The organism is Brachybacterium sp. GCM10030268, from assembly GCF_042666305.1.
Taxonomy (GTDB): Bacteria; Actinomycetota; Actinomycetes; order Actinomycetales; family Dermabacteraceae; genus Brachybacterium.
Genome location: NZ_JBHTCW010000002.1, coordinates 239,102 through 264,353 on the forward strand (window position 1 = coordinate 239,102; position 25,252 = coordinate 264,353).

General features: G+C 71.1%; 21 protein-coding genes. 8 read left to right on the forward strand and 13 right to left on the reverse strand.

The features are described 5' to 3' along the window. The first annotated feature begins 37 nt into the window (after positions 1–37). Positions 38–1,057, forward strand: a complete 1,020-nt coding sequence (locus ACFQRD_RS04105; protein ID WP_377017094.1) for a methyltransferase — start codon at positions 38–40, stop codon at positions 1,055–1,057. Between the two features lie 62 nt (positions 1,058–1,119). Here ACFQRD_RS04105 and ACFQRD_RS04110 read toward each other — a convergent pair whose 3' ends face one another. From ACFQRD_RS04110 to ACFQRD_RS04130, 5 genes are all read right to left on the reverse strand, one after another. After that, positions 1,120–1,749, reverse strand: coding sequence for a TIGR03085 family metal-binding protein (locus tag ACFQRD_RS04110; protein ID WP_377017092.1), 630 nt, complete (start codon positions 1,747–1,749; stop codon positions 1,120–1,122). 9 nt (positions 1,750–1,758) lie between these two features. Continuing rightward, the gene (locus ACFQRD_RS04115) at positions 1,759–2,760 is read right to left on the reverse strand and encodes a sugar phosphate isomerase/epimerase family protein (protein WP_377017090.1); all 1,002 of its coding nucleotides are present in this window, start codon (positions 2,758–2,760) and stop codon (positions 1,759–1,761) included. 80 nt (positions 2,761–2,840) lie between these two features. Continuing rightward, positions 2,841–3,959, reverse strand: coding sequence for a Gfo/Idh/MocA family protein (locus tag ACFQRD_RS04120; RefSeq protein ID WP_377017276.1), 1,119 nt, complete (start codon positions 3,957–3,959; stop codon positions 2,841–2,843). Positions 3,960–4,060: 101 nt separating this feature from the next. After that, positions 4,061–5,170, reverse strand: coding sequence for a Gfo/Idh/MocA family protein (locus tag ACFQRD_RS04125; RefSeq protein ID WP_377017088.1), 1,110 nt, complete (start codon positions 5,168–5,170; stop codon positions 4,061–4,063). Further along, positions 5,167–5,916, reverse strand: coding sequence for a sugar phosphate isomerase/epimerase family protein (locus tag ACFQRD_RS04130; RefSeq protein ID WP_377017086.1), 750 nt, complete (start codon positions 5,914–5,916; stop codon positions 5,167–5,169). Before ACFQRD_RS04130 ends, ACFQRD_RS04125 begins: the two co-directional genes overlap by 4 nt. Positions 5,917–6,022: 106 nt before the next feature. On the opposite strand from ACFQRD_RS04130, the gene ACFQRD_RS04135 reads away from it, so the two are divergent. Further along, entirely contained in the window at positions 6,023–6,844 is an 822-nt protein-coding gene (locus tag ACFQRD_RS04135; RefSeq protein ID WP_377017084.1) for a transglutaminase family protein, read from the forward strand. Positions 6,845–6,868: 24 nt separating this feature from the next. Here ACFQRD_RS04135 and ACFQRD_RS04140 read toward each other — a convergent pair whose 3' ends face one another. Continuing rightward, positions 6,869–7,891, reverse strand: a complete 1,023-nt coding sequence (locus ACFQRD_RS04140; RefSeq protein ID WP_377017082.1) for a PAC2 family protein — start codon at positions 7,889–7,891, stop codon at positions 6,869–6,871. Between the two features lie 96 nt (positions 7,892–7,987). Beyond that, a complete protein-coding gene (locus ACFQRD_RS04145; protein ID WP_377017080.1) occupies positions 7,988–8,791 on the reverse strand; it encodes a TSUP family transporter in 804 nt (267 codons plus the stop codon). Positions 8,792–8,860: 69 nt separating this feature from the next. Between ACFQRD_RS04145 and ACFQRD_RS04150 the strand changes: the two genes are divergently transcribed. The 4 genes from ACFQRD_RS04150 to ACFQRD_RS04165 all read left to right on the forward strand — a co-directional run bounded on the left by ACFQRD_RS04150 (position 8,861) and on the right by ACFQRD_RS04165 (position 13,312). Continuing rightward, on the forward strand, positions 8,861–9,481 hold the full coding sequence (locus ACFQRD_RS04150; protein WP_377017078.1) for an HAD-IA family hydrolase: 621 nt from the start codon (positions 8,861–8,863) through the stop codon (positions 9,479–9,481). 168 nt (positions 9,482–9,649) lie between these two features. Next, on the forward strand, positions 9,650–12,028 hold the full coding sequence (locus ACFQRD_RS04155; RefSeq protein WP_377803505.1) for an ABC transporter permease: 2,379 nt from the start codon (positions 9,650–9,652) through the stop codon (positions 12,026–12,028). Then, the gene (locus ACFQRD_RS04160) at positions 12,025–12,702 is read left to right on the forward strand and encodes an ABC transporter ATP-binding protein (protein WP_377803506.1); all 678 of its coding nucleotides are present in this window, start codon (positions 12,025–12,027) and stop codon (positions 12,700–12,702) included. Before ACFQRD_RS04155 ends, ACFQRD_RS04160 begins: the two co-directional genes overlap by 4 nt. Before the next feature lie 40 nt (positions 12,703–12,742). Next, positions 12,743–13,312: a hypothetical protein gene (locus tag ACFQRD_RS04165; protein WP_377803507.1), complete on the forward strand. Its 570-nt coding sequence runs from the start codon at positions 12,743–12,745 to the stop codon at positions 13,310–13,312. Between the two features lie 254 nt (positions 13,313–13,566). On the opposite strand, the gene ACFQRD_RS04170 is transcribed toward ACFQRD_RS04165, so the two are convergent. The 6 genes from ACFQRD_RS04170 to ACFQRD_RS04195 form a co-directional block, all read right to left on the reverse strand. Next, positions 13,567–13,974 carry a VOC family protein gene (locus tag ACFQRD_RS04170; protein ID WP_377017070.1) on the reverse strand — a complete coding sequence of 136 codons (408 nt, stop codon included), beginning with the start codon at positions 13,972–13,974 and terminating at the stop codon, positions 13,567–13,569. Beyond that, positions 13,971–14,819: a CPBP family intramembrane glutamic endopeptidase gene (locus ACFQRD_RS04175; RefSeq protein ID WP_377017068.1), complete on the reverse strand. Its 849-nt coding sequence runs from the start codon at positions 14,817–14,819 to the stop codon at positions 13,971–13,973. Before ACFQRD_RS04175 ends, ACFQRD_RS04170 begins: the two co-directional genes overlap by 4 nt. Positions 14,820–15,163: 344 nt before the next feature. Beyond that, a complete protein-coding gene (locus ACFQRD_RS04180) occupies positions 15,164–16,561 on the reverse strand; it encodes a multidrug effflux MFS transporter (RefSeq protein ID WP_377017066.1) in 1,398 nt (465 codons plus the stop codon). Positions 16,562–16,732: 171 nt separating this feature from the next. Then, complete coding sequence (locus tag ACFQRD_RS04185; protein ID WP_377017064.1) at positions 16,733–17,545, reverse strand: queuosine precursor transporter; 813 nt, start codon at positions 17,543–17,545, stop codon at positions 16,733–16,735. An 85-nt stretch (positions 17,546–17,630) separates the two neighbouring features. After that, positions 17,631–18,428, reverse strand: coding sequence for a GH25 family lysozyme (locus ACFQRD_RS04190; RefSeq protein ID WP_377017062.1), 798 nt, complete (start codon positions 18,426–18,428; stop codon positions 17,631–17,633). A gap of 139 nt (positions 18,429–18,567) precedes the next feature. Then, positions 18,568–19,269 carry a TetR/AcrR family transcriptional regulator gene (locus tag ACFQRD_RS04195; protein WP_377017060.1) on the reverse strand — a complete coding sequence of 234 codons (702 nt, stop codon included), beginning with the start codon at positions 19,267–19,269 and terminating at the stop codon, positions 18,568–18,570. A 306-nt stretch (positions 19,270–19,575) separates the two neighbouring features. Between ACFQRD_RS04195 and ACFQRD_RS04200 the strand changes: the two genes are divergently transcribed. Both ACFQRD_RS04200 and ACFQRD_RS04205 read left to right on the forward strand, forming a co-directional pair. Continuing rightward, positions 19,576–22,380: an MMPL family transporter gene (locus ACFQRD_RS04200; RefSeq protein WP_377803508.1), complete on the forward strand. Its 2,805-nt coding sequence runs from the start codon at positions 19,576–19,578 to the stop codon at positions 22,378–22,380. Continuing rightward, positions 22,377–25,178, forward strand: a complete 2,802-nt coding sequence (locus tag ACFQRD_RS04205; protein ID WP_377803509.1) for a YhgE/Pip family protein — start codon at positions 22,377–22,379, stop codon at positions 25,176–25,178. Before ACFQRD_RS04200 ends, ACFQRD_RS04205 begins: the two co-directional genes overlap by 4 nt. Positions 25,179–25,252 lie beyond the last annotated feature (74 nt).

Genomic DNA, 25,252 nt, shown 5'->3' on the forward strand with positions numbered 1-25,252 from the left:
TGAATCGTGCCTGGAGCACAGTGAGGAGGGCCCGACGATGTCGCATGTCACCCATGAACTCGTGCTCGAGGTGCTCGAGGGGTGCGCGCACAGCGCGCTCGAGGAGGCCCAGCGCCTGGGACCGGCCCGTGCGGCCGGCCCCACGGAACTCGTGCTCACGACGGAAGACCTCGACGCGGTGCGGGGCCTGCGCCGCGTGGTGGCCGCCTCGACGAGCATGACCGTTCCCGCGCGCCGGCCTCGTGAGCTGCTCGACACCTCCGTCCAGCAGCGGATCGGGGACCTGCTGGCGGACATCGGCCGCCAGCGGCCCCGACAGCGCTTCACCGGGCTGCGCCTGGAGGCCGCGGGCTCGCACACCCCGGACATGCGGCGCCTGGCCGACGCCTTCGCCGAGCACGCGGGAGTCGAGGTCGATGAGGACGGCGACCTGGTGGTGAGGGTGCGCCGCGGTGCAGGGCCCGGTACGTGGCAGGTGCTGCTGCGCACCACCCCGCGCCCGCTGTCCACCAGGGCCTGGCGGACGGTCGATTATCCCGGCGCGGTGAACGCGACCATCGCCGCGACGGTGCTCGACCTCCTGGAGGTGGGTGCCGAGGACCACCTGCTCGACATGACCTGCGGGTCAGGGACGTTCCTGATCGAACAGCTCGCCGTGGCCGCTCCCGCCCGGACGATAGGGGTGGACCTGAACCCGGCGGCGATCGACGCCGCCCAGCAGCACCAACGGGCCGCACGCCGCCGGGGCCGGATCGACTGGATCACCGGGGACGTGCTCACAACGGACCTCGACCCCGGCTTCACCAGGCTCCTGACCAACCCGCCCTGGGGAACCCTGCACGGGGAGCACGAGAGCAACGAGCGACTCCTGGCCGACCTGCTGGATCGCGGCGCCGAACTGGCCGCACCGGAGGCGAGGATGGGCGTGCTGACGCATGAGATCACGCGGATGCACCGCGTGCTCGAGCGGCCGGGCCTGCCCTGGCGTCCCGTGGGGGAGCACCGCTTCTTCCAGAAGGGGCACCATCCGCGGCTGTTCCTGCTCGAGCGCGGCTGAGCTGCCGGGCACGGCGACGGCGGGGCCGACAGGTCGCACCGTCGGCCCCGCCATCACCGCGGTCACAGACCGCGTCGGCCCTCCTCGAGCGCCTGCACGCCGCCGTCGTCGCCGTCGATCCGGACCTGTGCGACCTCGTCGCGGCCCGAGACCCACAGCAGCAGTTCGAGCGGATCGCCGTGCACGCGCACGCTGCCGGCCGGCCGGCGGGAGCGCAGCCGTCTCCCGCCGTGCGGGGCAACCAGCGTGACGTCGGCCGGAACCCGTACGGCCACCGGGGCCAGCAGCGAGAGAGCGCGCCACGCCTTCGCCTGCGTCGCCTCGGGCAGCGCTCGCGGCTCCCATCCCGGCTGTGCCCGGCGCAGGTCCTCGTGATGGATCAGCAGCTCGCCCTCCCCGCTGAGGGAGTCGACCGTGCCCGCGAAGGACAGCGGTCCCGGGCCCGCGCGGAACAGGTCCACGAGATCGCCCCAGGTCCGGGCGCGGAGCTGCTGCCGGGCCTGCTGGGCGCGACGGCCCAGCTCTCCCGGCAGTCTCGGCCCCACCATCAGGTGCGGGTAGCGCTCCCGGAGCAGCAGGTGCTCGAGCAGCTCGGGAGCGCCCCAGCCCGGCAGGATCGTCGGCGCCTCGGGACCGAGGTCGGCGAAGGTCGCCGCGAAGGCCCTGCGCTCGTCACTCGCGGGCGTCGCCATCGTCGCTCATCAGCCCTGGTTGCTGAACGCGGCGTCGAAGGAGACCTCGGAGACCGGGTAGTCCAGGCTCTCGAGCACCTCGATCGCCTCCTTGGCCCCGTGCAGACGATCCATGCCCGCGTCCTCCCACTCGATGGAGATCGGACCCTCGTAGCCGATCGAACGCAGCGCGCGGAAGGCCGCATCCCACGGCACGTCGCCGCGGCCGAAGGAGACGAAGTCCCAGCCACGGCGAGGATCGCCCCAGGCCAGGTGGGAACCCAGGCGGGTGTTGCGACCGGTGACCCGCACCCGGATGTCCTTGCAGTCGACGTGGTAGATGCGGTCGGCGAAATCGGTGATGAAGGAGACCGGATCGATCTCCTGCCACATGAAGTGGGAGGGGTCCCAGTTCAGGCCGAAGGCCTCGCGGTGACCGATCGCCTCGAGCGTGCGCTGGGTGGTCCAGAAGTCGTAGGCGATCTCGGAGGGGTGGACCTCGTGGGCGAAACGCACCCCGCACTCGTCGAAGACGTCGAGGATCGGGTTCCAGCGGTCGGCGAAGTCCTGGTAGCCGTCGTCGATGACGTCCTGGCCCACCGGCGGGAACATCGCCACGTACTTCCAGATCTTCGAGCCGGTGAAGCCGACGACGGTCTTCACGCCCATCTTCTGCGCCAGGCGGGCGGTGTTCTTCATGTCCTCGGCCGCGCGCTGGCGGACGCCCTCGGGATCACCGTCGCCCCACACCTCGGAGCCGACGATCGCCTGGTGGCGGAAATCGATCGGATCGTCGCAGATCGCCTGGCCCTTGAGGTGATTGGAGATGGTCCAGCACTTCAGCCCGTGCTTGTCGAGGATGCCCAGGCGGTCGGCGACGTAGTCGTCGTCATCCCAGCGGGAGGCGTCGAGGTGCTCGCCGGAGACGGCGATCTCGAGGCCGTCGTAGCCCCAGCCGGCGGCGAGCTCGGCCACCTCGTCGAGGGTGAGATCGGCCCATTGGCCGGTGAACAGGGTGTGCGGATGAGCCATGGTGGTGATGCTCCTTCTGCGGTGAGCGATATCGAGTGCGTTCGGCGTGGAGGGGGCCGGCCGCGTTTCGGCGGCCGGGGTCAGAGGGTGATGGTGGCGCCGTCGGCGGCATCGGAGGAGATGACGGCGTCGAGCACGCGCTGCAGCGCCAGCCCGTCGGCGAAATCGGGGGAGTAGCCGGTGGCGTCCTCGCCTCCGCGGTCACGGATGGCCACCAGCAGGTCGCGCGCCTGGTTGGAGAACGCGTTCTCCCAGCCCAGCACGTGCCCCTGCGGCCACCAGGCCTCGAGGTAGGGGTGCTCGGGCTCGGTCACCAGCACGCGCGCGAACCCCTGCTCGGCGATCGGCCGGGTCGCGTCGAGGAACCACAGCTCGTTGGGGTTCTCCAGGCTGAACTTCAGGGCGCCCTTGCTGCCGTAGAGCTCGACGGTCAGCTGGTTCTTGGCGCCGTTGGCCATGCGCGAGACCTCCACGGAGGCGACCGCGCCGCCATCGAGCTCGAGGGTGGCCCACGCGGCGTCGTCGACGGTGACGTCCTCGGGGCCGTCCGGCCCGGGACGCTGGGGGACCACGGTGGCCAGTCGTCCGCGCACCGCGGTGACCTTCTGTCCGGTCAGGTGCTGGACCTGATCGATGGCGTGGGATCCGATGTCGCCGAGCGCACCGGAGCCCGCGGTCTCCTTCCGCAGCCGCCAGTTCATGGGGGCGGTCTCGTCGACCAGCCAGTCCTGGAGGTAGGCGGCCTTGGCCTGGCGGATCTGTCCGAGCTTGCCGTCCTGGACGAACTGCTTGGCCAGCGCCAGTGCCGGGACGCGACGGTAGGTGAAGCCGAGCGCCGCGATCTGGCCGCGCGCAGTGGCGGCCTCGGCCGCCTCGACCATCGCCTCGGCCTCGGCGGTGTCGTTGGCCAGGGGCTTCTCGCACAGCACGTGCTTGCCGGCCTCGAGGGCGGCGATGGCGATCTCCGCGTGGAGGAAGCCGGGGGTGCAGATGTCGACGATGTCGATGTCGTCACGGGCGATGACCTCGCGCCAGTCGGTGGCGTGCTCCTCCCACCCCAGGCGGCGTGCCGACTCCGCCACCGCCTCCTCGTCACGGCCGACGATGACGCGCCGGGCGACCTCGGGAACCTCGAAGGCGGCGCCGACGGTGCGCCAGGCCTGGGAGTGGGCGCGGCCCATGAAGGCGTAGCCGATCATGGCGACGCCGAGAGGCCGGCCGGAGGGGAGGTTGGGGGTGTCGGACACAGGGGTCTCCTTCGAGAAGTGCGTGCTCGGTCGGTTGCGGGCGAGGTCAGCGGTCACAGAGTCGAGAGGTGGGGGTCGAAGTCCGCGTCGAGCAGGTCGGGTGCGGTCACCGTGGAGGACACGGTCACCGCACCGTCCACGGTGGTGGCCTCCTCGAGACTGATCATGACGTCCAGGACGTGGGCGGCCAGCTCCCCGGTGAGGCGGTGCGGCCGGCCGGCGCGCAGGGCCCGCGCCATCTCCAGCGTTCCCAGGCCGCGCCCGCCGACGGCGCCGACGGGCCCGCGCTCGGTCCAGTCGTCCTCCCCGCGCATCGCGATGCCGGAGACGCCGGAGAACTGGTTGGGATCGGGCAGGGCGATGGTGCCTGCGGACCCGGCCAGCTCCAGCACGTGCGGACGGTCCAGCGCATCGTCGAAGGAGAACTCGACCGCGGCGGAGGCGCCGTCGGCGAAGCGCAGCAGCCCCTGGACCCGGGTGGGGACCTCCACGGCGAACGACTCACCGGCACGCGGGCCCGACCCGATCGTGCGGGTGTCCCGGGACCGCGATCCCACCGCGGAGACGGAGACCACGGGCCCGTAGGCCAGCACCAGGGTGGTCAGGTAGTAGGGGCCCATGTCGTACAGCGGCCCGGCGCCGGCCTGGAACAGGAAGTCCGGGTTGGGGTGCCAGGATTCGGGACCGGGGGAGCGGAACTGAGCGAGCGCGGAGCGCGGCTCGCCGATCTCCCCGGCCCGCACGGCACGCAGCGCCGATTGGACGCCCGCGCCCAGGACCGTGTCCGGTGCGCCGCCGATGCGGAGGCCCTGACGACGGGCGTGCTCCAGCAGGTCGGCCGCGTCCTCGCGGGTCGTCGTCAGCGGCTTCTCGCTCCACACGTGCTTGCCGGCGGAGAGGATGTCGCGGGAGACGGCGTGGTGGGCTGCGGGGATCGTCAGGTTCACGACGATCTCGATCTCAGGATCATCGAGCACGGCCTCGACCGGGCCGTGCCCGGCGATGCCGTGCTCCTCGGCGCGCGCGGCGGCGGCCTCGGGCCGCAGGTCACCGAGGGCGCGGACGTCGATGTCCGGGTAGGTGGTCAGCTGGCCGAGGTACTGGGCGGCGATGACGCCGGCTCCGATGATGCCGACGCCGACGGGTCCGGTGGTCCCGCTCATGCCTGGGTGCCCTGCAGGTGGGAGGTCAGCTGCGCGAAGGAGCGGCTGACGGCCTCGAAGATGTCCCCGGAGTGGTCGTCGAACTCGATGACGCCGGTCTCGAGCCAGGGGGCGGCGGCGAGGATCGCGGGAACGTCCATCTCGCCCTCGCCGAGTGGAAGCTGATCCTTGACGTCACCCTGCAGGTGGCCGTCCTTGAGATGTGCCAGCTGAACGCGCTGGCCGAGACGTCCCAGCAGTTCCGCCGGATCGGTGCCGCCGACGGCCGCCCAGAACGTGTCCAGCTCCAGGACGACGCGGGGGTCGAGGTGATCGGCGAGCACCTCCAGTCCGCAGCGGCCCTCGAAGACCGGCCGGGCCTCGTGGTCATGGTTGTGGTAGCCCACGCGCACACCGTTCTCGGCGGCCACCGGGGCGAGTGCGTTCAGGCGCTCGGCGGTCGCCTTGATGTCGTCCTCGCGGGTCCAGTGCTCCCGGCCCCAGTGCGGGTCGATCACCGTGCGGACCCCGAGGCCGGCCGCGGTCGCGAGCACCCGGGCCGGGTCCTCGGCACCCAGGAGGGAGACGTGGGCCGAGGGGGCGTCGAGGCCGTGCTCGGCCAGCAGCGGCCCCAGCGTCTCGGCGTGCTCCATCAGCCCGAAAGGCTCCACATGGGTGAATCCGATTCCGGAGAGCCGCTGCAGGGTGGCGGCCGGGTCGGCCGCGAAGGCTTCTCGCACGCTGTAGAGCTGGACGGAGATCTGCACTGACTGCTCCTCAGGTTCGACTGTGACCCGATCCGATACCGGGATGACCACACTATGTCGGTGATCACGTCCGGGCAAAGACGGTCCGTTCCGCAGCGAGCCTGCGATGGGAGAGACTGAGAGCGTGGAGAGACATGTGCGCGCGTGGATGACAGCGGAGGTCGCGGCAGGGACGGACATCGCCCTGCTGGTGGCCGTCTCTCGGGCACCGGTGGCGCAGGAGTCGCTGACGGTGCTGGCGGGGTCCCGGCCGCATCCGGTCACCGAGACCCGGGACCGCTTCGGCAGCAGACTCCACACCGTCACCGGGCTGCCGGCCGGGCAGGTGGAGATCGTCTACGCCGCCCGCGGCATCATCCCCGCCCCGGTCCCGCACCCCGGGGACGTGGACGCCGAGACGGCCGAGCACCTGCGCCCCTCGCGGTACTGCGAGGTCGACGAGTTCACCGGGATCGCCCGCGAGATCGTCGGCGGGCGCACCGGGATCGAGGCCGCCGACGCCGTCGTCGACTGGGTAGGCGATCAGCTCGACTACGTCCCCGGCTCCAGCACCGTCACCGATTCCGCGCGCACCACCTACGACTCCCGACAGGGGGTGTGCCGCGACTACGCGCACCTGACCGTGGCGCTGCTGCGTGCCAGCGGCATCCCGGCGCGGTGCGCCTCGGCGTACGCCCCAGGGCTCAGTCCGATGGACTTCCATCTCGTGGTCGAGGCCCTGGTCGAGGGGACCTGGCTCGTGCTCGACTCGACCCGTCTGGCGCCGCGTGCCTCGATGGTGCGCATAGCGACCGGGCAGGATGCGGCGGACACCGCCTTCATGACCACGCTGGCCGGCAACGTGACGCTGACGGGGATCCAGGTCACCGCCGTCGCGGACCCGGAGCTGCCCCGCGAGGATCCGCGGGAACGGCTGTCGCTGCGCTGAGCAGCCGCTCCCGCAGCGCGACCCTCAGAGACCGGAGCCGGACGAGTCCTGATCCGAGGAGGAGTCATCCTCGTCCAGCTGCGGATCCTCTGCGACCGAGGAACCGTCGGCGTCGGGCCGCCCATCGTCCGGGGCCGGCGCGTCGCCGTCTGTCCCGTCGTCCCCGTGGTCCTCGGCGATCCCGGCCAGGTAGTTCTCCACCTCGGCGGCGATGTCATCGGCCGTGGGGACCTCGGCTCCGGCGCCGGAGGTGATCATCCGGTCGAAGCGCTGCTCGAGCCCCTCGACCATCTCCTGCAGCTGCGGCGCCTGCTCGACCTGAGCGGCGACGGCCTCGCGCACCGGCCCGGCCTGGGCCTCGAGCGCGTCGACCGGCACGTGCGGGCCCTTCTCCTGACCGATCGCCGTCAGCAGCGCGATCGCCGCGTCGGGGTAGGACATCTCGTGGAGGTACTGCGGCACGTGCACCACCAGACCGACCACCTCGTGACCGGCGTCGGCCAGACGCATCGTCAGCAGCGCGGTGAACGGCGCGCGCAGACGGAAGGTGCCGGGCATGGTGCGGCGCACGGCGATGGACTGCGGGTTGCCCGCGAAGCGCGTCACCGGCAGCTCACGCGTGTGGGGGACAGGTGCCGGGAAGCCCTGCACCAGCAGGGTGCGCTCGATGCCGAGCTGATCGACGACGATGCGCAGCGCATTGGCCACACGCTCCCACTGGAAGGACGGCTCCGGGCCGGTGAGCAGGAAGAACGGCTCACCGTCGGGGTCGGTGACCTCGTGCAGCAGGATCTCGGGCTTCTCGTAGTCCGAGAAATGGTCCAGCTCCAGGGTGACCTCGGGGCGGCGACCGGCGTAGTCGTAGACCTGGTCCATGTCCAGACGGCCGACGACGCGGCTGGGCAGGGTGTTGAGCAGGTGATCGTCGACCAGGTCCTGGGCGTTACCGGCGTCGCTGAACGCGCCGAGGGTGACCAGGAGCGTGCGGGCGCGCAAGGAGCGCGAGTCGACGTGACGCTCATAGCTGAACAGTGTCGTCGGATCCATCGTGACCTCCAGGCAACGGGCCGCCGGCTGGGCGGCAGGTGGTGACTGAAAGGACAACGACACGAGGCAGGGGAGTATTCCCCCCGAAGCCCCATCTCAGGTGATGAGCGCCACTGTGTCCACTGCCAGTCGCAGCGCGAGGGCCCCGGTGACGATCAGGAACACGATCCGCACGAAACCGGAGCCGAACCTGATCGCGAGTCGCGCACCGAGATAGCCGCCGAGCACGTTGGCGATGGCCATGACGGCGCCCAGGAGCCACCACACCTCGCTCTGGGTCCCGAACACCAGCAGGGCGCCGATGTTGGTGGTGAGGTTGGCGAGCTTGGCGTGCACGCTGGCCTCGAGGAAGCCGTACCCGAGGACGGCGACCATCAGGATGATGAAGAAGCTGCCGGTGCCGGGCCCGAGGATGCCGTCGTAGAGGCCGACGACGGCGCCGATGCCTCCGGATCGCAGGATGTGGGCGCGGCCGGTGTGCCGCGGATCGTGGACCAGGCCCATCGCAGGTCGCAGCAGTGTGTACAGGCCGACGGCGATCAGGGCCACCAGGACGATGGGGGAGAGCCACGGTCGGGGGATGAAGGTGGCCAGCCCGGCACCGCCGGCACTGCCCAGCAGGGCGCACAGCACCAGCGGTATCGCGGTCACCGCGACCGGCGTGATACGGCGCACATAGGTCCACGAGGACACCGCGGTCCCGGCGGCGGAGGCGACCTTGTTGGTCCCCAGCACCGTCGCGGTCGAGGTGTCGGCCGGCAGCGCCGTCAGCAGCGCCGGCAGCTGGATCAGACCGCCCCCGCCGACCACGGCGTCCACCCAGCCCGCGAGGAAGGCGGCTCCGATCAGCAGCACCAGGGTCAGCGCGGAGAGCTGGAGCAGCTGATCGAGGAGAGGCACGGCGCAAGTCAACACCGCGGTGGCCGGGACGACCAATCGGGACGTCGCGCAGGCTGTCACACTGCCGGTATGCGAGCAGTGATCTGGGACCTCGGCGGGACGCTGGTGGACACGTATCCCGACGTCGATCGGGCCCTCGCCTCGGCGGTCCACTCCGAGGTCGACGACGCGGCGCTGCGCGAGGTCGCCCGGCTCACCCGCGTCTCCAGCTCCCACGCCATCGCCACCCTCGCCGAGCGCCACGGAGTCTCCGAGCGGCGGCTGCGCGTGGCGTACGAGGCGACCAAGCAGCACTGGCTCAACCACCCTCCCGCGGTGATGGAGGGCGCCCCGGAGGTGATCGAGGCGGTTCGCCGCGCCGGGGGAATGAACCTGGTCGCCACCCACCGTGAACGCTCGAGCGCCCAGGCGCTCCTGGACGCGCTGGAGCTGCGGATCGACGACATGGTGTGCGCGCCGGACGGGTTCGAACGCAAGCCGGACCCTGCCATGATCCGGGAGCTGCTGAGCCGGCACGATCTCGACCCGGGGGAGTGCCTGGCCATCGGCGATCGACCCGCCGATGTCGAAGCCGCCGCGGCCGCCGGGGTCCGGAGCGTGCTGCTGGAGACTCCCGGCGTCCCGATGCCGGCGGGGAGCGCGCCACGCATCACCCGCGTGGACGAGCTGCCGGGGCTGCTCGGACTCTGAGCCCGGCCGTTCGACGGAGCGCGCGGGATATCCCCCGAGAGTTCGCGGGGGATCGCCGGATTTCTCGGCTGACCTGCCCGCGAGCTGTTCCCCCGCGGGTGCGGCGCGCCTAGATTGACGGCAGGCGCCGCGCCTTCAGCGGGGCGCACCCGCCGGAAGGACCAGCCCATGCCGGGCCTCGCCACCGTCCGCCGTCTTCGTCGCGATGCCGCGGTCACCGCGACCCTCACCGTCCTGCTCGCCCTTGCCGTGCTGTGCGCCGTCGCCGCGGCCGGTCTGATGGCCCGCCTGGCCGGCGCGTCGACCGCTCTGCTCGACCAGGCCGACGCCCCGCACCTGGCGCAGATGCACGCCGGGGAGCTCGACGCCGGTGCGGTGGACGCTTTCGCGGCCGAGCGCCCGGAGGTCACGGCTCACCGGACGCAGCTGCTGCTGGGTCTGGATGGTTCCCAGCTCAGCTTCGACGGTGTCGGCCAGGACAGCAGCATCCAGCAGAACTCCCTCACGGTCCCGTCCGCCGAGAGCGACCTCATGCTCGATCTGGACGGGCAGGCCGTGACCGAGGTGCGACCGGGGACGATCTGGCTGCCGGTGATGTACCGGATCGAGGACGGCCTGCGAACCGGTTCCGAGGTGACCATCACAGGGCCGGACGGCTTCGCCCGCGACCTCGAGGTCGCCGGCTTCTTCCGCGACTCCCTCATGAACACGCCTCTGGCGAGTTCCAAGCGGTTGCTGGTCAGCGAGCGGGATCTGGCCGAGATCGCCGACCGCACCGGCAGCACCGAGTACCTGATCAGTTTCTGGCTCCAGGATCCGCAGACGCAGGTCTCCGCCGTGCGCACCGCCTACCAGGTGGCGGATCTGCCGGAGGACGGGCCGATGGTGGACCGCCAGGCGTTCATGCTGTTCGCCGTGCTCGGAGACGGCCTGGTGGCCGCCGCCGTGCTGGGCGCGGCCCTCGTGGTGCTGGCGATCGCGCTGATCTGTGTACGGCTGGCGCTGGCGACCGCGCTGGCGCGGGAGCGTCGCGAGATCGGGGTCCTGCGTGCCCTCGGGATCCGCCGCGCTGACCTGCGCCGCGCCTATCTGCTGCGCTACGGAACGATCGCACTGGCCGCGACGATCATCGGGCTGCTCGGAGGTATCACGCTCGGTTCCGCGCTCGCCGCGGATCTCACGGCGTACTCGGGCCCCACCGGCGGGGCAGCGGTCCTGCTGGCACCCGTGGTCGCAGCGCTCGCGGTGCTGATCGTGGCACTCGCCGGTGTCTCCCTGATGCTGAGGCGCATCCGTCGGATCGACCCCGTCGAGGTGCTGCGCGGAGCGGCGAGCGGCGCGGCAGGCCGGAGCGGGCCGAGCCGGGCACACGGTCTGTTCGGGCTGTTGAGCCTGCACAGTTCGCCCCTGCCCGTCCCGCTGCTGCTGGGACTGCGCACGCTCGTGCGGCGCGCCGGCTCGTCGTTCATGCTGCTGACGGTCTTCACGCTGTGCACCGTGCTGGCGGCGGCCCCGACCGGGGTGGCATCGACCCTCACGTCACCGGGGATCGTCACAGCGATGGGTATCGGTCGGTTCGACGTCCGGATCGACGTTCCGCTCGCCGGGGAGGTCGACTCCTCGATGCACGAGCGTGCCCTCGCCGCCGTCGCCTCGGATCCCCGCATCGAGGAGTACGCGGCCAGAGTGAGCACCCGCCACCTGGTCGAGGTCGAGGACGGCCCTCCGCTCAATCTCCCCATCGAGTCCGGTGACCACACGGTCCTGCCCGTCCAGTATGCCGAAGGCCGCGCGCCGACGGCCGACGAGGAGATCGCCCTCAGCCTGGTCGCGCTGGCCGAGACCGGCGCGAGCCTGGGCGACACGCTGACCGTGCGGACAGCGGCCGGGGCCCGGCCGCTGCGGGTCGTCGGCGCCTACCAGGACGTCACCCAGGGCGGGCTGACCGCCAAGGCTCAGCTGCCCACCGCGCAGGAGGAGGTGCAGTGGTCCGTGATCGCCACGCGCCTGGCACCCGGTGCGGACCAGGAGGCGCTGATCGCCGACCTCGCCGCCGCCCTGCCGGAGGCCACGGTGGGGGATGTGAGCATGTATCACCAGCAGCTGCTGGGCGAGATGGCTGGGGGCATGACGCGAGCGGCGACGGCCGCGGCCGCGGTCGCGGCGGCGCTCGCGGGACTGATCGCCGCGCTGGTCACGCGCATGGTGCTGGCCGAGGACGCGCGCCAGCTCGACACCCAGCGTGCCCTCGGCATCCCGCGCGACGTGCGCCGCAGCCCGTACCTCGTGCGCATGCTGGCCGCACTGCTGCTGGCCCTGCCGCTGGGACTGCTGCTCAGCCAACTCATCGCACAGGGCGGACTGAACGTGATGATCGAGGCCATGACCGGGGGACTGGCCACTCTCGGTCAGGGCACCAGCCGCATCACCCTGCACCGTGCGCCCGTGATCGTCCTGGTCGCCATACCCCTGGTGCTTGCCGTTGCCGTCACCGTCGCGACCCGACTGGCCACCATCGAACGCACCACGAGGAGAGGACCATCATGAGTGAAGACGCGCTGCGCGCCCGAGGGGTGAGCCACCACGTCGGAACCACACAGCTGCTGCACGAGATCGATCTCGAGGTCGGTGCGGGGGAGTTCGTGGCCGTCTCCGGCCCCTCCGGCAGTGGCAAATCCACGCTGCTGCAGACCCTCAGCGGCATGTCCCGGCCCAGCACCGGCAGCATCGAGCTCGGGGGAGAGGAACTGACAGCGCTGGGGGACGAGCAGCTCGCCGCGCGCCGGCTGCACCGGATCGGTGTGGTCTTCCAGCAACCGGAACTGCTGCGCGACCTCACGATGCTGGAGAACGTGGTGCTGCCCGGCCGCGCGGCCCGTCGGGCATCCCGGGCCCAGGTCACGGCGCGGGCTCGTGAGCTCCTGGAACGGATGGGGGTCGCGGACCTGGAGAGCCGCTTCGCGGGCGAGGTCTCCGGAGGTCAGGCGCAACGCGTGGGCATCTGCCGAGCTCTGATCAATGAACCGGAGATCGTGTTCGCCGACGAACCCACCGGCGCTCTGGACTCGCGCGCCGCAGGGGAGGTGCTGGTCCTGCTGCAGGCCATCGCGGCCGACGGCACCGCGGTGGTCATGGTGACCCACGACCCGCGGATGGCTGACGGCGCGGATCGGGTGATCGAGCTGCTGGACGGGAGGATCGTACCGCCCGTCGCGGCGTAGGCACCGCGGTGCGAAGTCCGCGCCGCGATAGGTTGGCACCATGGCGACGATCCACCAGGCCGAGCTGACCCCGAGCAAGTCCGACATGCTGCGCACGTTTCTGGAGTCCCGGTCGTGGGGCGAGGCGGGGGAGCTCGAGGTGCTGGGTGCCTACCGCTTCGATGACCCCGAGGGCGAGGTCGGCATAGAGTGCCATGTGGCACGCGTGGGGGAGACGATCTTCCACCTGCCGCTGGCGTACCGCGGCGCGCCCGTCGCCGACGCGGAGGAGCACCTGATCGGTCTCATGGAGCACTCGGTGCTCGGGCAGCGCTACGTCTACGACGGGCTGCAGGACGAGGTCGTCCTGGATTGTTTCCGGCGGGCGCTGTGCGGTCAGCAGCAGCAGGCCGAGCTGGAGATCGTCGACGCGGAGGGAAAGCCGGCAGGCAGTCGTGCCCAGTCCGTCACGCTGAGTCTCGAGGTCGATGAGGGTGAAGAGCTGCCGAGCGCCGAGACGCTGCTGGACGGTGCGCCGTTCACCGTCGTGCGGACCGTCGGCGAGCTGGATGGCACCGTGCGTCTCGTGGCGGCCTGGTCTGACGGCAGCGGCGTCGTCGCGGCGTACTGAGACTGCGCTCCGGAGTGGGACTGCGTACCGGAACTCGTTGCTGTCACTGGGGAGTTGCGTCCGATGAGCGTGGTCCTGGGCTGGAGGGGAGCGCCGGTCGGGAAGCTCGAGAGGGCCTATGGTCGGCTGCTTCCACTCCACTTTACATAACGTACATTATCGGCGGTTCATCGGGAGGGGTGGAGCGGTCGATCTCGTGCAGCTCGCTCTGCGCACTCTCGATGAGCAGAGCGCCACATGCCGGCAGACGCCTCTCAGCGCGTCTGGACGAACTTCAGCTGGTGCCCCTCGGGATCGCGCACCCAGGCGAACCGAAGCCTGCCATCCGGCGAGTGCGTCGGCTCGACCAGATTGCGTGCGCCGACGGAGACCGCGCGCTCATGGGCCGCGTCCACGTCCTCGCACCACAGTGCGATCTCCGCGGACGGTGTACCCGGTGTCGTCACGCCCAGCCTCACGAGCTCGTTCGCTGTCGCCGCCGACGTCAGCCCGATCCGCGTGCCCGCGGCGTCGATCTCCACATGGGTCGGCGGACCGTCCTGCGGCGTGCGAAACGCTTCAGCGAAGCCGAACGCCGTGTAGAACGCGAGGCACTGCTCGACGTCCTCGCAGAAGAGGTTCACCTGGATCTGACTGACCTGGACCTGTGTGACCGGGTTCATGATTCGAGCGTACGACGCTCGCGGCGGGCCCGACGCTCCATGAGCCACACGATGACGACGGCGAGCACGTCGACCGCGATGAAGAACAGCATGAACGGCCCACCCATGCCCACCGAACGATCGATGGTGAAGCCGCCGCCGTCGGCGAACAGGGCCGCCAGCAGCATCATCACCACGTTGTTCGCGACGTGGAAGGCGATCGGAGCCTCGAGCCCTCTGCTGATCACGGCCATGGCGGCCATGCTGGCGCCGAACAAGGTGTAGTAGGCGAACAGCCACGGATCGGCGGACAGATGCACGGTGCCGAACACGAGGCTGGAGCCGGCCAGCCCGACGACGACGGCCGCGCGGGCCGGCCGGATCCACGAAGCCACGGCCGGCATGATGGCCCCGCGGAACGTGATCTCCTCGGCGGCGGCCTGCAGCGGCGTCGTCAGCACGACGGCCGCGATCAGGGCGATCGTCGTGCCCGAGACGGCGAAGCCGCCGACGCCTGCCGTCGAGGGGTCGACCAGCGACATCACGGCAGTGGCCACGAGGACGAGGGCGCCGAAGATCACCAGGTACAGCCCGCCACGACCGAACCGGACGCGCCCGTCCGCCTGGAGCAGCCGACGCCATGGGGTGCGGCTCAGCCAGGCGGTCAGGATCAGGGTGGGCACCGCCATGATGACGAGGCTGGCATTCGTCGCCAGCAGCATCAGCGGCGTCATCTGCAGGTTCTCCGGATCACGGTCGAACAGCAGCACCTCGGCGATCATCGCGGCGATGCCGAGCACGAAGCTCGTCCCGACCATGAGGACCACCGCGGCGACGACGATCACCAGAGGCTTCCACCAGCTCATCCGGACATGCGCACCGAACGGCCGGTTCGGGGCGGGATGGGATAAGTGGGCGGAGCCGGTCGGCAGACCGGGCGCCGCGGGGGCTGCGCCGTCCGGGGCGACGGCGGGTGCGGTTCCGACGGGCTGCCGCGGCATCGACGTATGCGGGCCGGGGGTCTGATCCGGGCCGGGGCTCGGATGGGGACGAGCTGAGGAGGAGGATGCGATGTTCATGCTCCCAGGCTGGCGCCTCTCCCCTGGCTCTGCCATGGCGTTTCGGCGGCTCAGCGCTCCGTCCCGTGGCCGGTGTTCGACGCCGCCGCCTACGACCTTCGTCGTCCCCGCCCGTCGGATGGGGTGATGAGTCAGCCGCGCACGGCGGTCGCGCCGCTCCCCCGGCCCGCGGCGATGAACCAGCACACCGAGATCGTGCAGCCGATCACCATCGTCACCGCCATCGGCAGCGAGGAATGCGTGCCCGCGATGCCCACCAGGGGTGCCGCGATGGAGGCGGCGAAGGAGAAGCCCAGGCCCAGCATCGCCGAACCGGTCCCGGCGAACTCCCGCGCCTGATCGGCGGCCAGAGCGCCGCCGTTGCCGAAGATCAGCCCCTGCGGGGCCACGGTGAAGAAGAACGCCGGCAGCACGATCCAGGCGGGCGTATCCAGGAACAGGCTGCCGATCAGCAGAGAGAAGCTCGCCGAGGACACCAGGATCAGGCCCACCCGGATCAGGCGGCGCGGATGGATCGTATGCGTCAGGCGCGCCGAGAGCAGGGACAGCGCCATCATTCCGCAGGAGTTGATCGCGAAGCTCACCGAGTACTCGGTGGAGGTGAACCCGAGCATCTCCTGGACCACGAACGACGACGCGGAGACGTAGGCCATCAGCGCGAACGCGGAGAAGGCGTTGACCAGCATGTAGGCGACGAAGATCCGTCGGCCCAGCAGCGTGCGGCAGTTTCGCAGGAACGTATGGAATCCCCCGGAATGGCGGCGCGAGACCGGCAGCGATTCGGGAATCCGCACCAGCACACCGATCAGCGACAGCAGGGACATGCCCGCGATTACCAGGAAGATCTCGCGCCACTGACCGACGATCAGGATGAGGCCGCCCAGCAGCGGCGCGACGATCGGGGCGATGCCGCCGACGCCCTGCATGATGTTCATGGTGCGGAACAGCTCGGGGCCGTCGGTCATGTCGATCAGCACGGCGCGACCCAGCACCATCCCGAATCCCCCGCCGATGCCCTGGATGACGCGCAGCACCAGCAGCATCTCGGCGCTGGAGGCGAAGGCGCAGCCGAGCGAGGCGAGCAGGCACAGCACGATGCCCAGCAGCAGCGGGGCTCGCCGGCCCAGACGGTCCGAGAGCGGGCCGGCCACCACCTGGCCGCTGGCAGTGCCGAGGAAGAACGCGGTGATGGTCAGCTGCATCCGCGAGGCCGTGGTGCCGAGTTCGTCGGCGACCTCCGGGAAGGCCGGGATGTACATGTCGGTGGCCAGCGGGCCGATCGCGCTGAGAGTAGTCAGCACGACGATCACCATCACGGTGACCTTGTCCCGCGTGCGCCTCAGATCCGCTTCGCTGGGCAGATGCGCGATGTCGTGATCGGCCGGATCCTCCATCACCGGGATGGCACCGGTGATGGTCGGGATCGAACCGGTGGTGGTCGTAGGGATCGAGCCTGTGGAGGTCAGGGGTTCATCGCGATGATCGTCACGGTCGTCATCGCGCCGGGGGTCGGGGGCGGCGGAAGCCACGGGGGTCCTTTCACGCTGAAGGGGTCGCGCCGCGCGGCCACGGAGAGACCGTGGAGGGGAGGCGGCGCGAGCCCTCCATGCTATGACCGGGCTGTACAGCGCTGGAAGAGGATTTCCCTGGGTGAGATCTCGGCACTCTGCCCGGGTCCCGACCCGGGGTCCCAGCTGGGATCAGAGCGCGGGGCGGGCTGGGGCCGACGTCGCCGGAGCGATGCCGCCGGTTCCCTCCAGATCGGCGAGTCGCGCCTGGTAGGTGGGGTCGGTGCGCTTGAGCCAGCGGATCACTGCTGAGGTCACCGGGATCATGAGGTACTGGACGGCGACCTTGTAGACGAACCCGAGAATCGTGTACTCGGCCCACTGCTCGACGGTGGTGATACCGATCGCGGCCGAGGCGATGGTGCAGAAGATGATGGTGTCGACCAGTTCTCCCAGGCCGCTCGAGGTGAACAGCCGGCCGATGAGGCCCCGCTCCCCCATGCGCCGCTTCATGCGGCTGACCACGAACGAGTTCAGGGACTGGCCGGCGAGGAACCCGGCGAGCCCGGCGAGGACCACGATCCAGACAGGGCCCAGGGCCAGTTCCAGGGCTTCCTGCTTGGCCTGGCCGTAGTCGTCGCCCAGCGGCGGCAGGGCGATGATCACCCAGTAGCTGAGGGAGGCGAGGATGCTGACGGAGAAGGAGGTGAGGACCGCGCGGCGGGCTGCGCGGGGGCCGTACAGCTCGGTGACGATGTCGCCGAGGACGTAGGCGAGGGGGAAGAGGAAGAAGCCGCCGTCGGTGATGATCTCGAAGCCGATGCCGGGGATGGTGCCGAAGCTGACCCCCTTGGCGGCGCCGATGCCGGAGAGGATCACCACGGTGACCATGGCGGCGAGGAGGATGTCGAAGTGGGAGCTGCCCCGGTCGGCGTAGACGGCGCCGGCCGGGCTTCCAGACGGGACGGGCGGGGTGGTCTGCGGAGTGCTGTCGGTGGTGTTCACCGAGGCAGAGTACACAGCCGGCCGGGTCGCAGCCACGTGACTGCGACCCGGCCGGAGCGGGACGCGGGGTGCGGTGTCGGAGTTCTCAGATACCGATCGCGTCGTAGTCGGAATCGCCGACGAAGCTCTCGAACTGCTCCTCGCTGCCGTGCCAGAGATTGGAGTCCCCGGCGAACGGTCCCGAGGAGGAGTACTGCCACATCTCCCAGGCCCACCAGCGGCCCGGAAGCACGGTGGGCGGATCCTCGCGATATGCCGCCAGGAACAGCGGCGAGTTCACGGGAGTCCAGTCCCCCACCACGTCGTTCCACCAGTTGAGGTTGGTGTACAGCACGGGACGGCGGCCCGTGTGCTCGAGGTACCGATTGGAGAAGCCCATGATCCACTCGCGCATCTCCTGCGCGGTATAGCCGTAGTTGCGCGGCAGGCCTGTGTACTCCTCGAGGTCGACGAGGCCGGGCAGGGTGCGCCCGTCGTCGCTCCAGCCTCCCCCGTTGTTGACGAAGAAGTCCACCTGCTCCTCGGGCCCTCCGGAATCGGGGCGGGCGAAGTGGTAGCCGCCGCGCACCAGGCCGGCATTGCCGGCCCCGAGGTACTGGTGGTTGAACGCCGGGCTGCGGTACGAGCGGCCCTCGGTGGCTTTGACGTAGGCGAAGCGGGAGCCGGCTGCGGCCTGGGCGGCCCAGTCGACCTCACCCTGCCAGCCGGAGACGTCCTGACCGTAGATACCGGCGGCGTTGGCAGCGGGTGCGAGCACAGCGGCGGTGCCGGCGCTGAGGGCGGCAGCACCCAGCACGCCACCGCGCAGGACGGAACGGCGGGAGGAGGCGGTGGCCGGTGGGCTCGCGGGAGGCGCGAGGTGTCGGGGACGGTAGGGAGGCATGTCAGTCTCCTGGGGAAGCGGGGAAGCGCAGTGCGACGGATGCCACACCGGCTCCACCGTATGCAAGCGCGCAACCGGCGCGGCGACCTGCGCAACTACGGCGTGTCGTGGCGAAACGGACACGCCGCGCGATCTGTGGTCACTGCGAGGGTGCTTGTGTGTCGCTCTGCCCCGTCGTGCGGGGTTCGACGAAGGCGCGCAGGGTCCCCAGGATGGTGGTCGCGGCGAGCGAGGTGATGTCCCGCCCGTCCATCTGTTCGCGCACCATGAGATCGACGAACACGCCCACCAGCAGCTGGGCGAGATCCTCCGGCGGCAGCAGCGGGCGGTCCCCCGCCTCCTCGATGCGCGTGGTCAGCAGCTTGCCGATCTCGTCCCGCAGCCGCTCGCGCTGGACGGCGAGCTCGGCCCGCATGGTCGTATCCCGCAGCGATCGCGCGATGGCATCGGAGTACAGCAGGTACCACTGGCGCCCGAAGGGCCGGATCCCCTCGAAGACCGCGATCATCACCTCCGCGTCGTCGATCTCGGAGATGCTCTGGGGCTCCGCGGGGTCGGTGCGGGTCGAGACCAGGGCATTGGCGACCGCCGAGTTCGCGATGGCCAGCATCTCTTCGGTGACCGAGGCGAACAGTGCGGCGAAGACCTCCTCCTTGGTGGAGAAGTTGGAGTAGAACGCCCCTCGCGTGAAGCCGGCTGCGCGGACCAGGTCGTCCACGGTCGCGCCGTCGATGCCCTTCTCGACGAAGACGTCGAGCGAGGCGCGCACCAGCTTCGTGCGGGTGTTCTCCTTGCGCCGGGTGTCCGCGGACTCGGGCAGCGGGTCGAACAGTTCGGTCATGGGGTCCTCGGAACGTCGGGGAGGGATCGTGTGCAAGGCCTCACATTCGACGGTGAGGAGGAGGGCTCGCGTGACTCCAGAGTATCCCATCGATACACTCCTGTATCGAATGCAGGAATGTTCTGGATGCGGATCCTGGTCCCGTCGGCCCCCGTCGCTGCCCTGACCGGGCCGCACGCACCGACAGGCCGGTTCTCCCCTCGATGGACGGGGCCTCCCTGCGTTCGGGGCTGCAGCGCGTCCTGCGCCGCAGTCGCCCGCTGTTCTGCTGTCTCCGCTTCACCGCTGCGCCCCTTCGGAGGTCTCGTGTCCTCGTTCCTGTACCGCCTCGGCCGCACCATGGCCACCCTGCGATGGAGGATCGTCGCACTCTGGACCGTCCTGCTCGTCGGCGTCGGCGGGCTCGCCGTCGGGCTCGGCGGGACCTTCTCCAACGAGTTCGAGATCCCCGGCACCGAGGCCCAGAGCGGCATCGACAACCTCGCCAACCGCTTCCCCGAGATGGGTGGCGCCTCCGGCACCCTGGTGCTGCAGGGGGACGACGGCGGCACGGTCGATGAGCACCAGGACCAGATCGAGGACCTCATGGCCGAGATCGGGGAGGTCGAGGGCGTCGCCTCCTCCCCCTCCCCGTTCGACGACGTCTCCCCCGGCACCCGCTCCGACGATGACACCGCGATCCTCGCCCAGTTCCAGATGGACGGACAGATCGGCGAGTTCCCCGAGGAGTCCGTCGAGCAGATCGAGGACATCGCCGCCGAGGCCGACGCCGGCCCGCTCGAGGTCAGTCTGGGCGGACAGGTCCTCCAGGAGACCGGCGTCTCCTTCAGCATCGGCGAGGTCATCGGCATCATCGCCGCCCTGATCATCCTCGCGATCGTCTTCCGCGCGCTCGTGCCCGCCGTGATCCCGATCCTCACCGCGATCATGGGCGTGGGCACCTCCATGGCCGGCGTCATGGCGCTCTCGGCCGGGATCGACATGCCCTCGGTGACCACGTCCCTGGGCGCCATGCTGGGCCTGGCAGTGGGCATCGACTACGCGCTGTTCATCCTCTCCCGCCACCGCGACCAGCTGGGCCGAGGCGAGGACGTGCGCGAATCCATCGGCGAATCGCTGGCCACCTCCGGCAGCGCGGTGATCTTCGCGGGGCTGACCGTGGCCATCGCCCTGGTGGGCCTGTTCGTCACCGGCATCCCGTTCCTGACCATCATGGGCGTCGCGGCCGCCGCGACCGTCGCCCTGTCGGTCGTGGTCGCCCTGACGCTGCTGCCCGCGATCATGGGCATCCTCGGGGAGCGGCTGCGCCCACGCCGGGCGCGCCGGCTGATGGCCGAGAACGGCGGCGTGATGCCCGACCGGGCCACCGGCGCCGCGGAATCGAGAGCGAGGTCCGCCGGCCGCGTCAGCACCGCCTGGGTGCGCCTGGCCACCAAGGTGCCGGCCCTGACGATCCTGGTGGTCGTCCTCGGCCTCGGCGCCCTGGCCATCCCGATCAAGGACCTCCAGCTCGCCCTGCCCGACCAGGGCACCGACGCCGAGGGCTCCTCGACCCGCGAGACCTACGACCTCATCGCCTCGGAATTCGGCCCCGGCCACAACGGGCCCCTGCTGGTGACCGCGGACATCATCAACACCACCGACCCCCTCGGCGTCGTCGACGAGCTCGAGGCCGACATCTCCTCCCTCGACGGGGTCCAGGAGATCCAGCTGGCCACCCCCAACCAGGGCGCCGACCTCGCCGTCATCGTCGTCATCCCCGAGGGCGGGCCCACCGCCCAGTCCACCAAGGACCTCGTCCACGAGATCCGCGCCGACGCCGGCTCCTGGGAGCAGGACCTGGGGATCTCCGAGGTCACCGTCACCGGCAACACCGCCGTCGGCATCGACGTCACCGAGAAGCTCACCGGAGCGCTGCTGCCCTTCGGAATCTTCGTCGTCGGCCTCTCCCTGATCCTGCTCGCCCTCGTCTTCCGCTCCGTATGGGTGCCGATCAAGGCGTCCGTCGGCTACCTGCTCTCCGTCGGCGCCGCCTTCGGGGTCACGGCGATGGTCTTCGAGTACGGCTGGTTCAACGGGCCGCTGAACGTCTCGGTCAACGGCCCCGTCGTCGCCTTCATGCCGATCATGGTGATGGGTGTCCTCTTCGGGCTCGCCATGGACTACGAGATGTTCCTGGTCACCCGCATGCGCGAGGAATTCGTCCACACCGGCGACGCCAAGGAGGCGATCGAGCGGGGCTTCACCGCCAGCGCCCCCGTGGTGATCGCCGCCGCGCTGATCATGGTCTCGGTATTCGCCGGGTTCGTCACCTCCGGCGAGTTCATGCTCCAGCCCATCGCCGTGGGACTGGCCGCCGGCGTGCTGGTGGACGCCTTCGTGGTCCGCATGACCCTGGTCCCCGCCGTGCTCGCCCTGCTGGGCCGCCACGCCTGGTGGCTGCCCCGCTGGCTGGACCGGGCACTGCCCATGGTCGACGCTGAGGGCGAGGGCCTCAAGGCCGTCCTCGAGCACCGCCGCTGGACCGAGCAGCACGGAGTCCACGCCCTGCGTCTCGAGCGCACCGTCGCGCCCCTGCTCGGCGCCGAGGGCACGATCGGCCCGCTGACCGGTCAGGTCGCCCCCGGCACGCTGCTCGTGGTGCGCTCGGCCGACGACGCCGCCCGCGCCTCGTTCCTCTCGCTGGTCGCCGGCCGGCTCGAGCCCTCCTCCGGGATCCTCGCCGTCCACGACCGCCTCGCGCCCGACGACCTCGCCGCCATCCAGTCCCGCGTCCACTGGGTCCCCTCCGGGGCGGACGTCGCCGCACGGCTGCGGGAGGTCGACGGCCGCGGGGCCGGCCGCGCCCTGATCGTCATCGAACGGCTCGAGGACCTGGCCCACTCCGCCACCACCGCCGACGACACGCTGGTCGAACGCCTCGACGAGCTCCTGGCCCACGGGGCCACGATCGTCACCGGCTCCCGCTCCCCCGACCCCGTCGAGGCCGAGCACCATCTCGCGCGCACCCTGCGCGATCCGCGCCGCCTGCTCGCTCTGACCATCCAGCGCTCCAGCACCGCCGTTGCCGAAGGCTCCGCCGTCTCCGTTCCTGAAGGAGCACTCGTATGACCCGCCTGGCCCACCCCCGCACCCTGATCGTCGTGCTCGTGCTGCCCCTGCTCGTGGCCGGTCTGGGCCTGTGGGCGCTCAGCGGGCGCGTCGAGGCGCTCGAGACCGTGCCCGCCGCCGTCGTCAACCTCGACGAGGGCGCCGAGATCCAGGACGAGAACGGCGAGACCCAGCAGGTGCCGCTGGGACGCATGCTCGCCGGCGGCCTCACCCACCCCGAGACCGTCGAGGACCAGCAGACCCCGGAGACCACCGGCTTCGACTGGCAGCTGACCTCCCAGGACGACGCCGAACAGGGCCTCGAGGACGGCACCTACGCCGCCGTCGTCGTCATCCCCGAGGACTTCTCCGAGCGCCTGACCACGATCGGCACGCCGGAGTCCACCCAGGCGATCCTCGAGGTCACGACCAACGACGCCAGCGGACAGATCAACGCCATGATCGCCACCGCCGTGGCGGAGGCCTCGGCCTCCACCGTCGGCGGCCAGATGGCCGAGCAGTATCTCGACGGGCTCTACCTCGGGTTCAACGACATCAAGGACGGATTCGAGGACGCAGCCGACGGGTCCGACGACCTCGCCGAGGGCACCTCCGAGCTCGAGGACGGCACCCAGGATCTGGCCGACGGAGCCGGCGAGCTCTCCGACGGCGCCACCCAGGCCGCCGAGGGCACGCGAGAATTCTCCGGCGGCGTGTGGAGCCTGGCCGACGGCGCCGGCCAGACCGCGGACGGCACCCAGGACCTGGCCGACGGGCTGGACGAGCTGGCCACCGGCGCCGACGGGGCCGCGGACGGCACCGAGGACCTCGCCACCGGGCTGGACGATCTCGCCACCGGCGCCGAGGATCTCGCAGGCGGCGTCTCGGACCTGCAGGCCGGGATGAACGGCACCGACTCCGAGCCCGGCATCCTCGACGGGGCAGACGCGCTCGCCGCCGGCGTGGAGGGCGACGGCACCGCGGAGAACCCGGGCCTGGTCGAGGGCTCCGAGCAGCTCGCCACCGGCGTGGAGACCTTCGCCGACGGGGTCGAGGAAGCCGGAGCGGCCGTCTCCGGCGACGGCAGCGCGGAGAACCCGGGCCTGGTGCCGACCGCACAGAGCGTGGCCGACGGCGCCGAGGAGCTGGCCGACGGCGCGCAGCAGACCGCCGACGGCGCCACCGAGCTCGGCAGCGGCGCTCAGAGCGTCGCCGACGGCGCGGGCGAACTGGCCGCCGGGATCGAGGGTGAGGGCACCGAGCAGGACCCGGGCATGGTCCCGCTCGCCGAGCAGATGCTGGCCACCGCCGAGTCGATGCTGGCCGAGAACCCCGATGATCCGAACGCGCAGATTCTGAAAGCGCAGGCCGAGGGCATGCTCGGCTACGCCGAGGGCGTCGAGACGGGCCTGAACGGTGATGGCAGCGCGGAGAACCCGGGCCTGGTCGCAGGCACCGAGCAGGTGGCCGCCGGGCTGAACGGGGACGGCTCGGAGGAGAATCCCGGTCTCGCAGCGGGCGCTCAGCAGCTCGCCGCCGGCCTGAACGGCACCGCGGATCAGCCGGGCCTGGTCCAGGGCGCCCAGGGCGTGGTCACTTATGCCGAGGGCGTCGAGACTGCCTTCGAGGGCGACGGCACCCAGGACAACCCCGGCTTGACGGCCGCCGCGGACCAGCTCGCCACCGGCGCCCGCGCCTCCGCCGACGGGGCCCCCGCTCTCGTCGACGGCGTCACCGGCCTGCAGGACGGGCTGCACGAGTACGCCGCCGGCGTCGACCAGCTCGCCGAGGGAGCCGACCAGCTCGCCACCGGTGCCCGCGCCAGCGCCGACGGCTCCGGAGAGCTGGCCGACGGGCTCGATGATCTGGCGGAAGGCACCCGCACGAGCGCGGACGGCGCCGATGAGCTCGCCGAGGGCACCGGCCAGCTGGCCGACGGCGCCACCGAGCTCGGCGAGGGCTCCGACCAGCTCGCCGACGGCAGTGAAGAGCTCGCCGACGGCACCAGCGACCTGGCAGATGGTTCCGAGGAGCTCGCCGATGGGACCGGAGAGCTCGCCGACGGCACCGACGAGCTCGCGGACGGCCTCCATGAGGGCGCCGACGGGGTCCCCAGCTACAGCGAGTCCGAGCGGGCCCGCATGAGCGAGATGGCCACGAACCCGGTCGCGACGGACGCCGAGCGCGAGAACGCGGCCGACGACGCCTCCACGGCCACCTTCCCGTTCGTCACGGCGCTCGCGCTGTGGCTGGGAGCGTTCGCGAGCTTCCTGCTGCTGCCGGCCCTGTCCCGGAAGCTGCTGGACCGGGCGGTGCCGATGGGCATGGTGGTGCTGCGCTCGCTGGCCCCCGCGGTGGTGATCGCCGTGGTCCAGACCGTCGCGGTCCTCGCCGTGCTCACGGCCGTCGGCGTCTCCCCCGTCTCCCCGCTGGCCGTGGGGGTGGTCGCCTTCGCCGGGGCGGTGATGTTCGCAGCCCTGCACCAGGCGCTGATGACGGTGCTGGGAGACCGGATCGGACGGATCACCTCGATCGTGGTGATGGTGCTGCAGGTGGTGACGCTGGTGGGCATCGTCCCCGTGGCCAGCGCTCCCCCGCTGCTCGCCTCGGTCAGCTCCTTGATGCCGCTGCCGATCGTCACGCAGGGGCTGGTCCACGCCGCCCTGGGCGGGACGCTCGTGACGACCTCGGGCACGCTGCTGTCGATCCTCGCCTGGGCGCTGGTCTCCCTCGCCCTGACGTTCGCCGCCTCCCGGTCCGCGCGCCGCGCCGATCGCTCCGAGCGGGTCGCGATGGGGGCCGTGCCCTCCCCCGCGTGAGGCGATAGCGCCGGACGGTCGGGCTCACAGCACGTCCGTGAGCGGTTCCCGGCGATCCGGGCTCGCCGGGAACC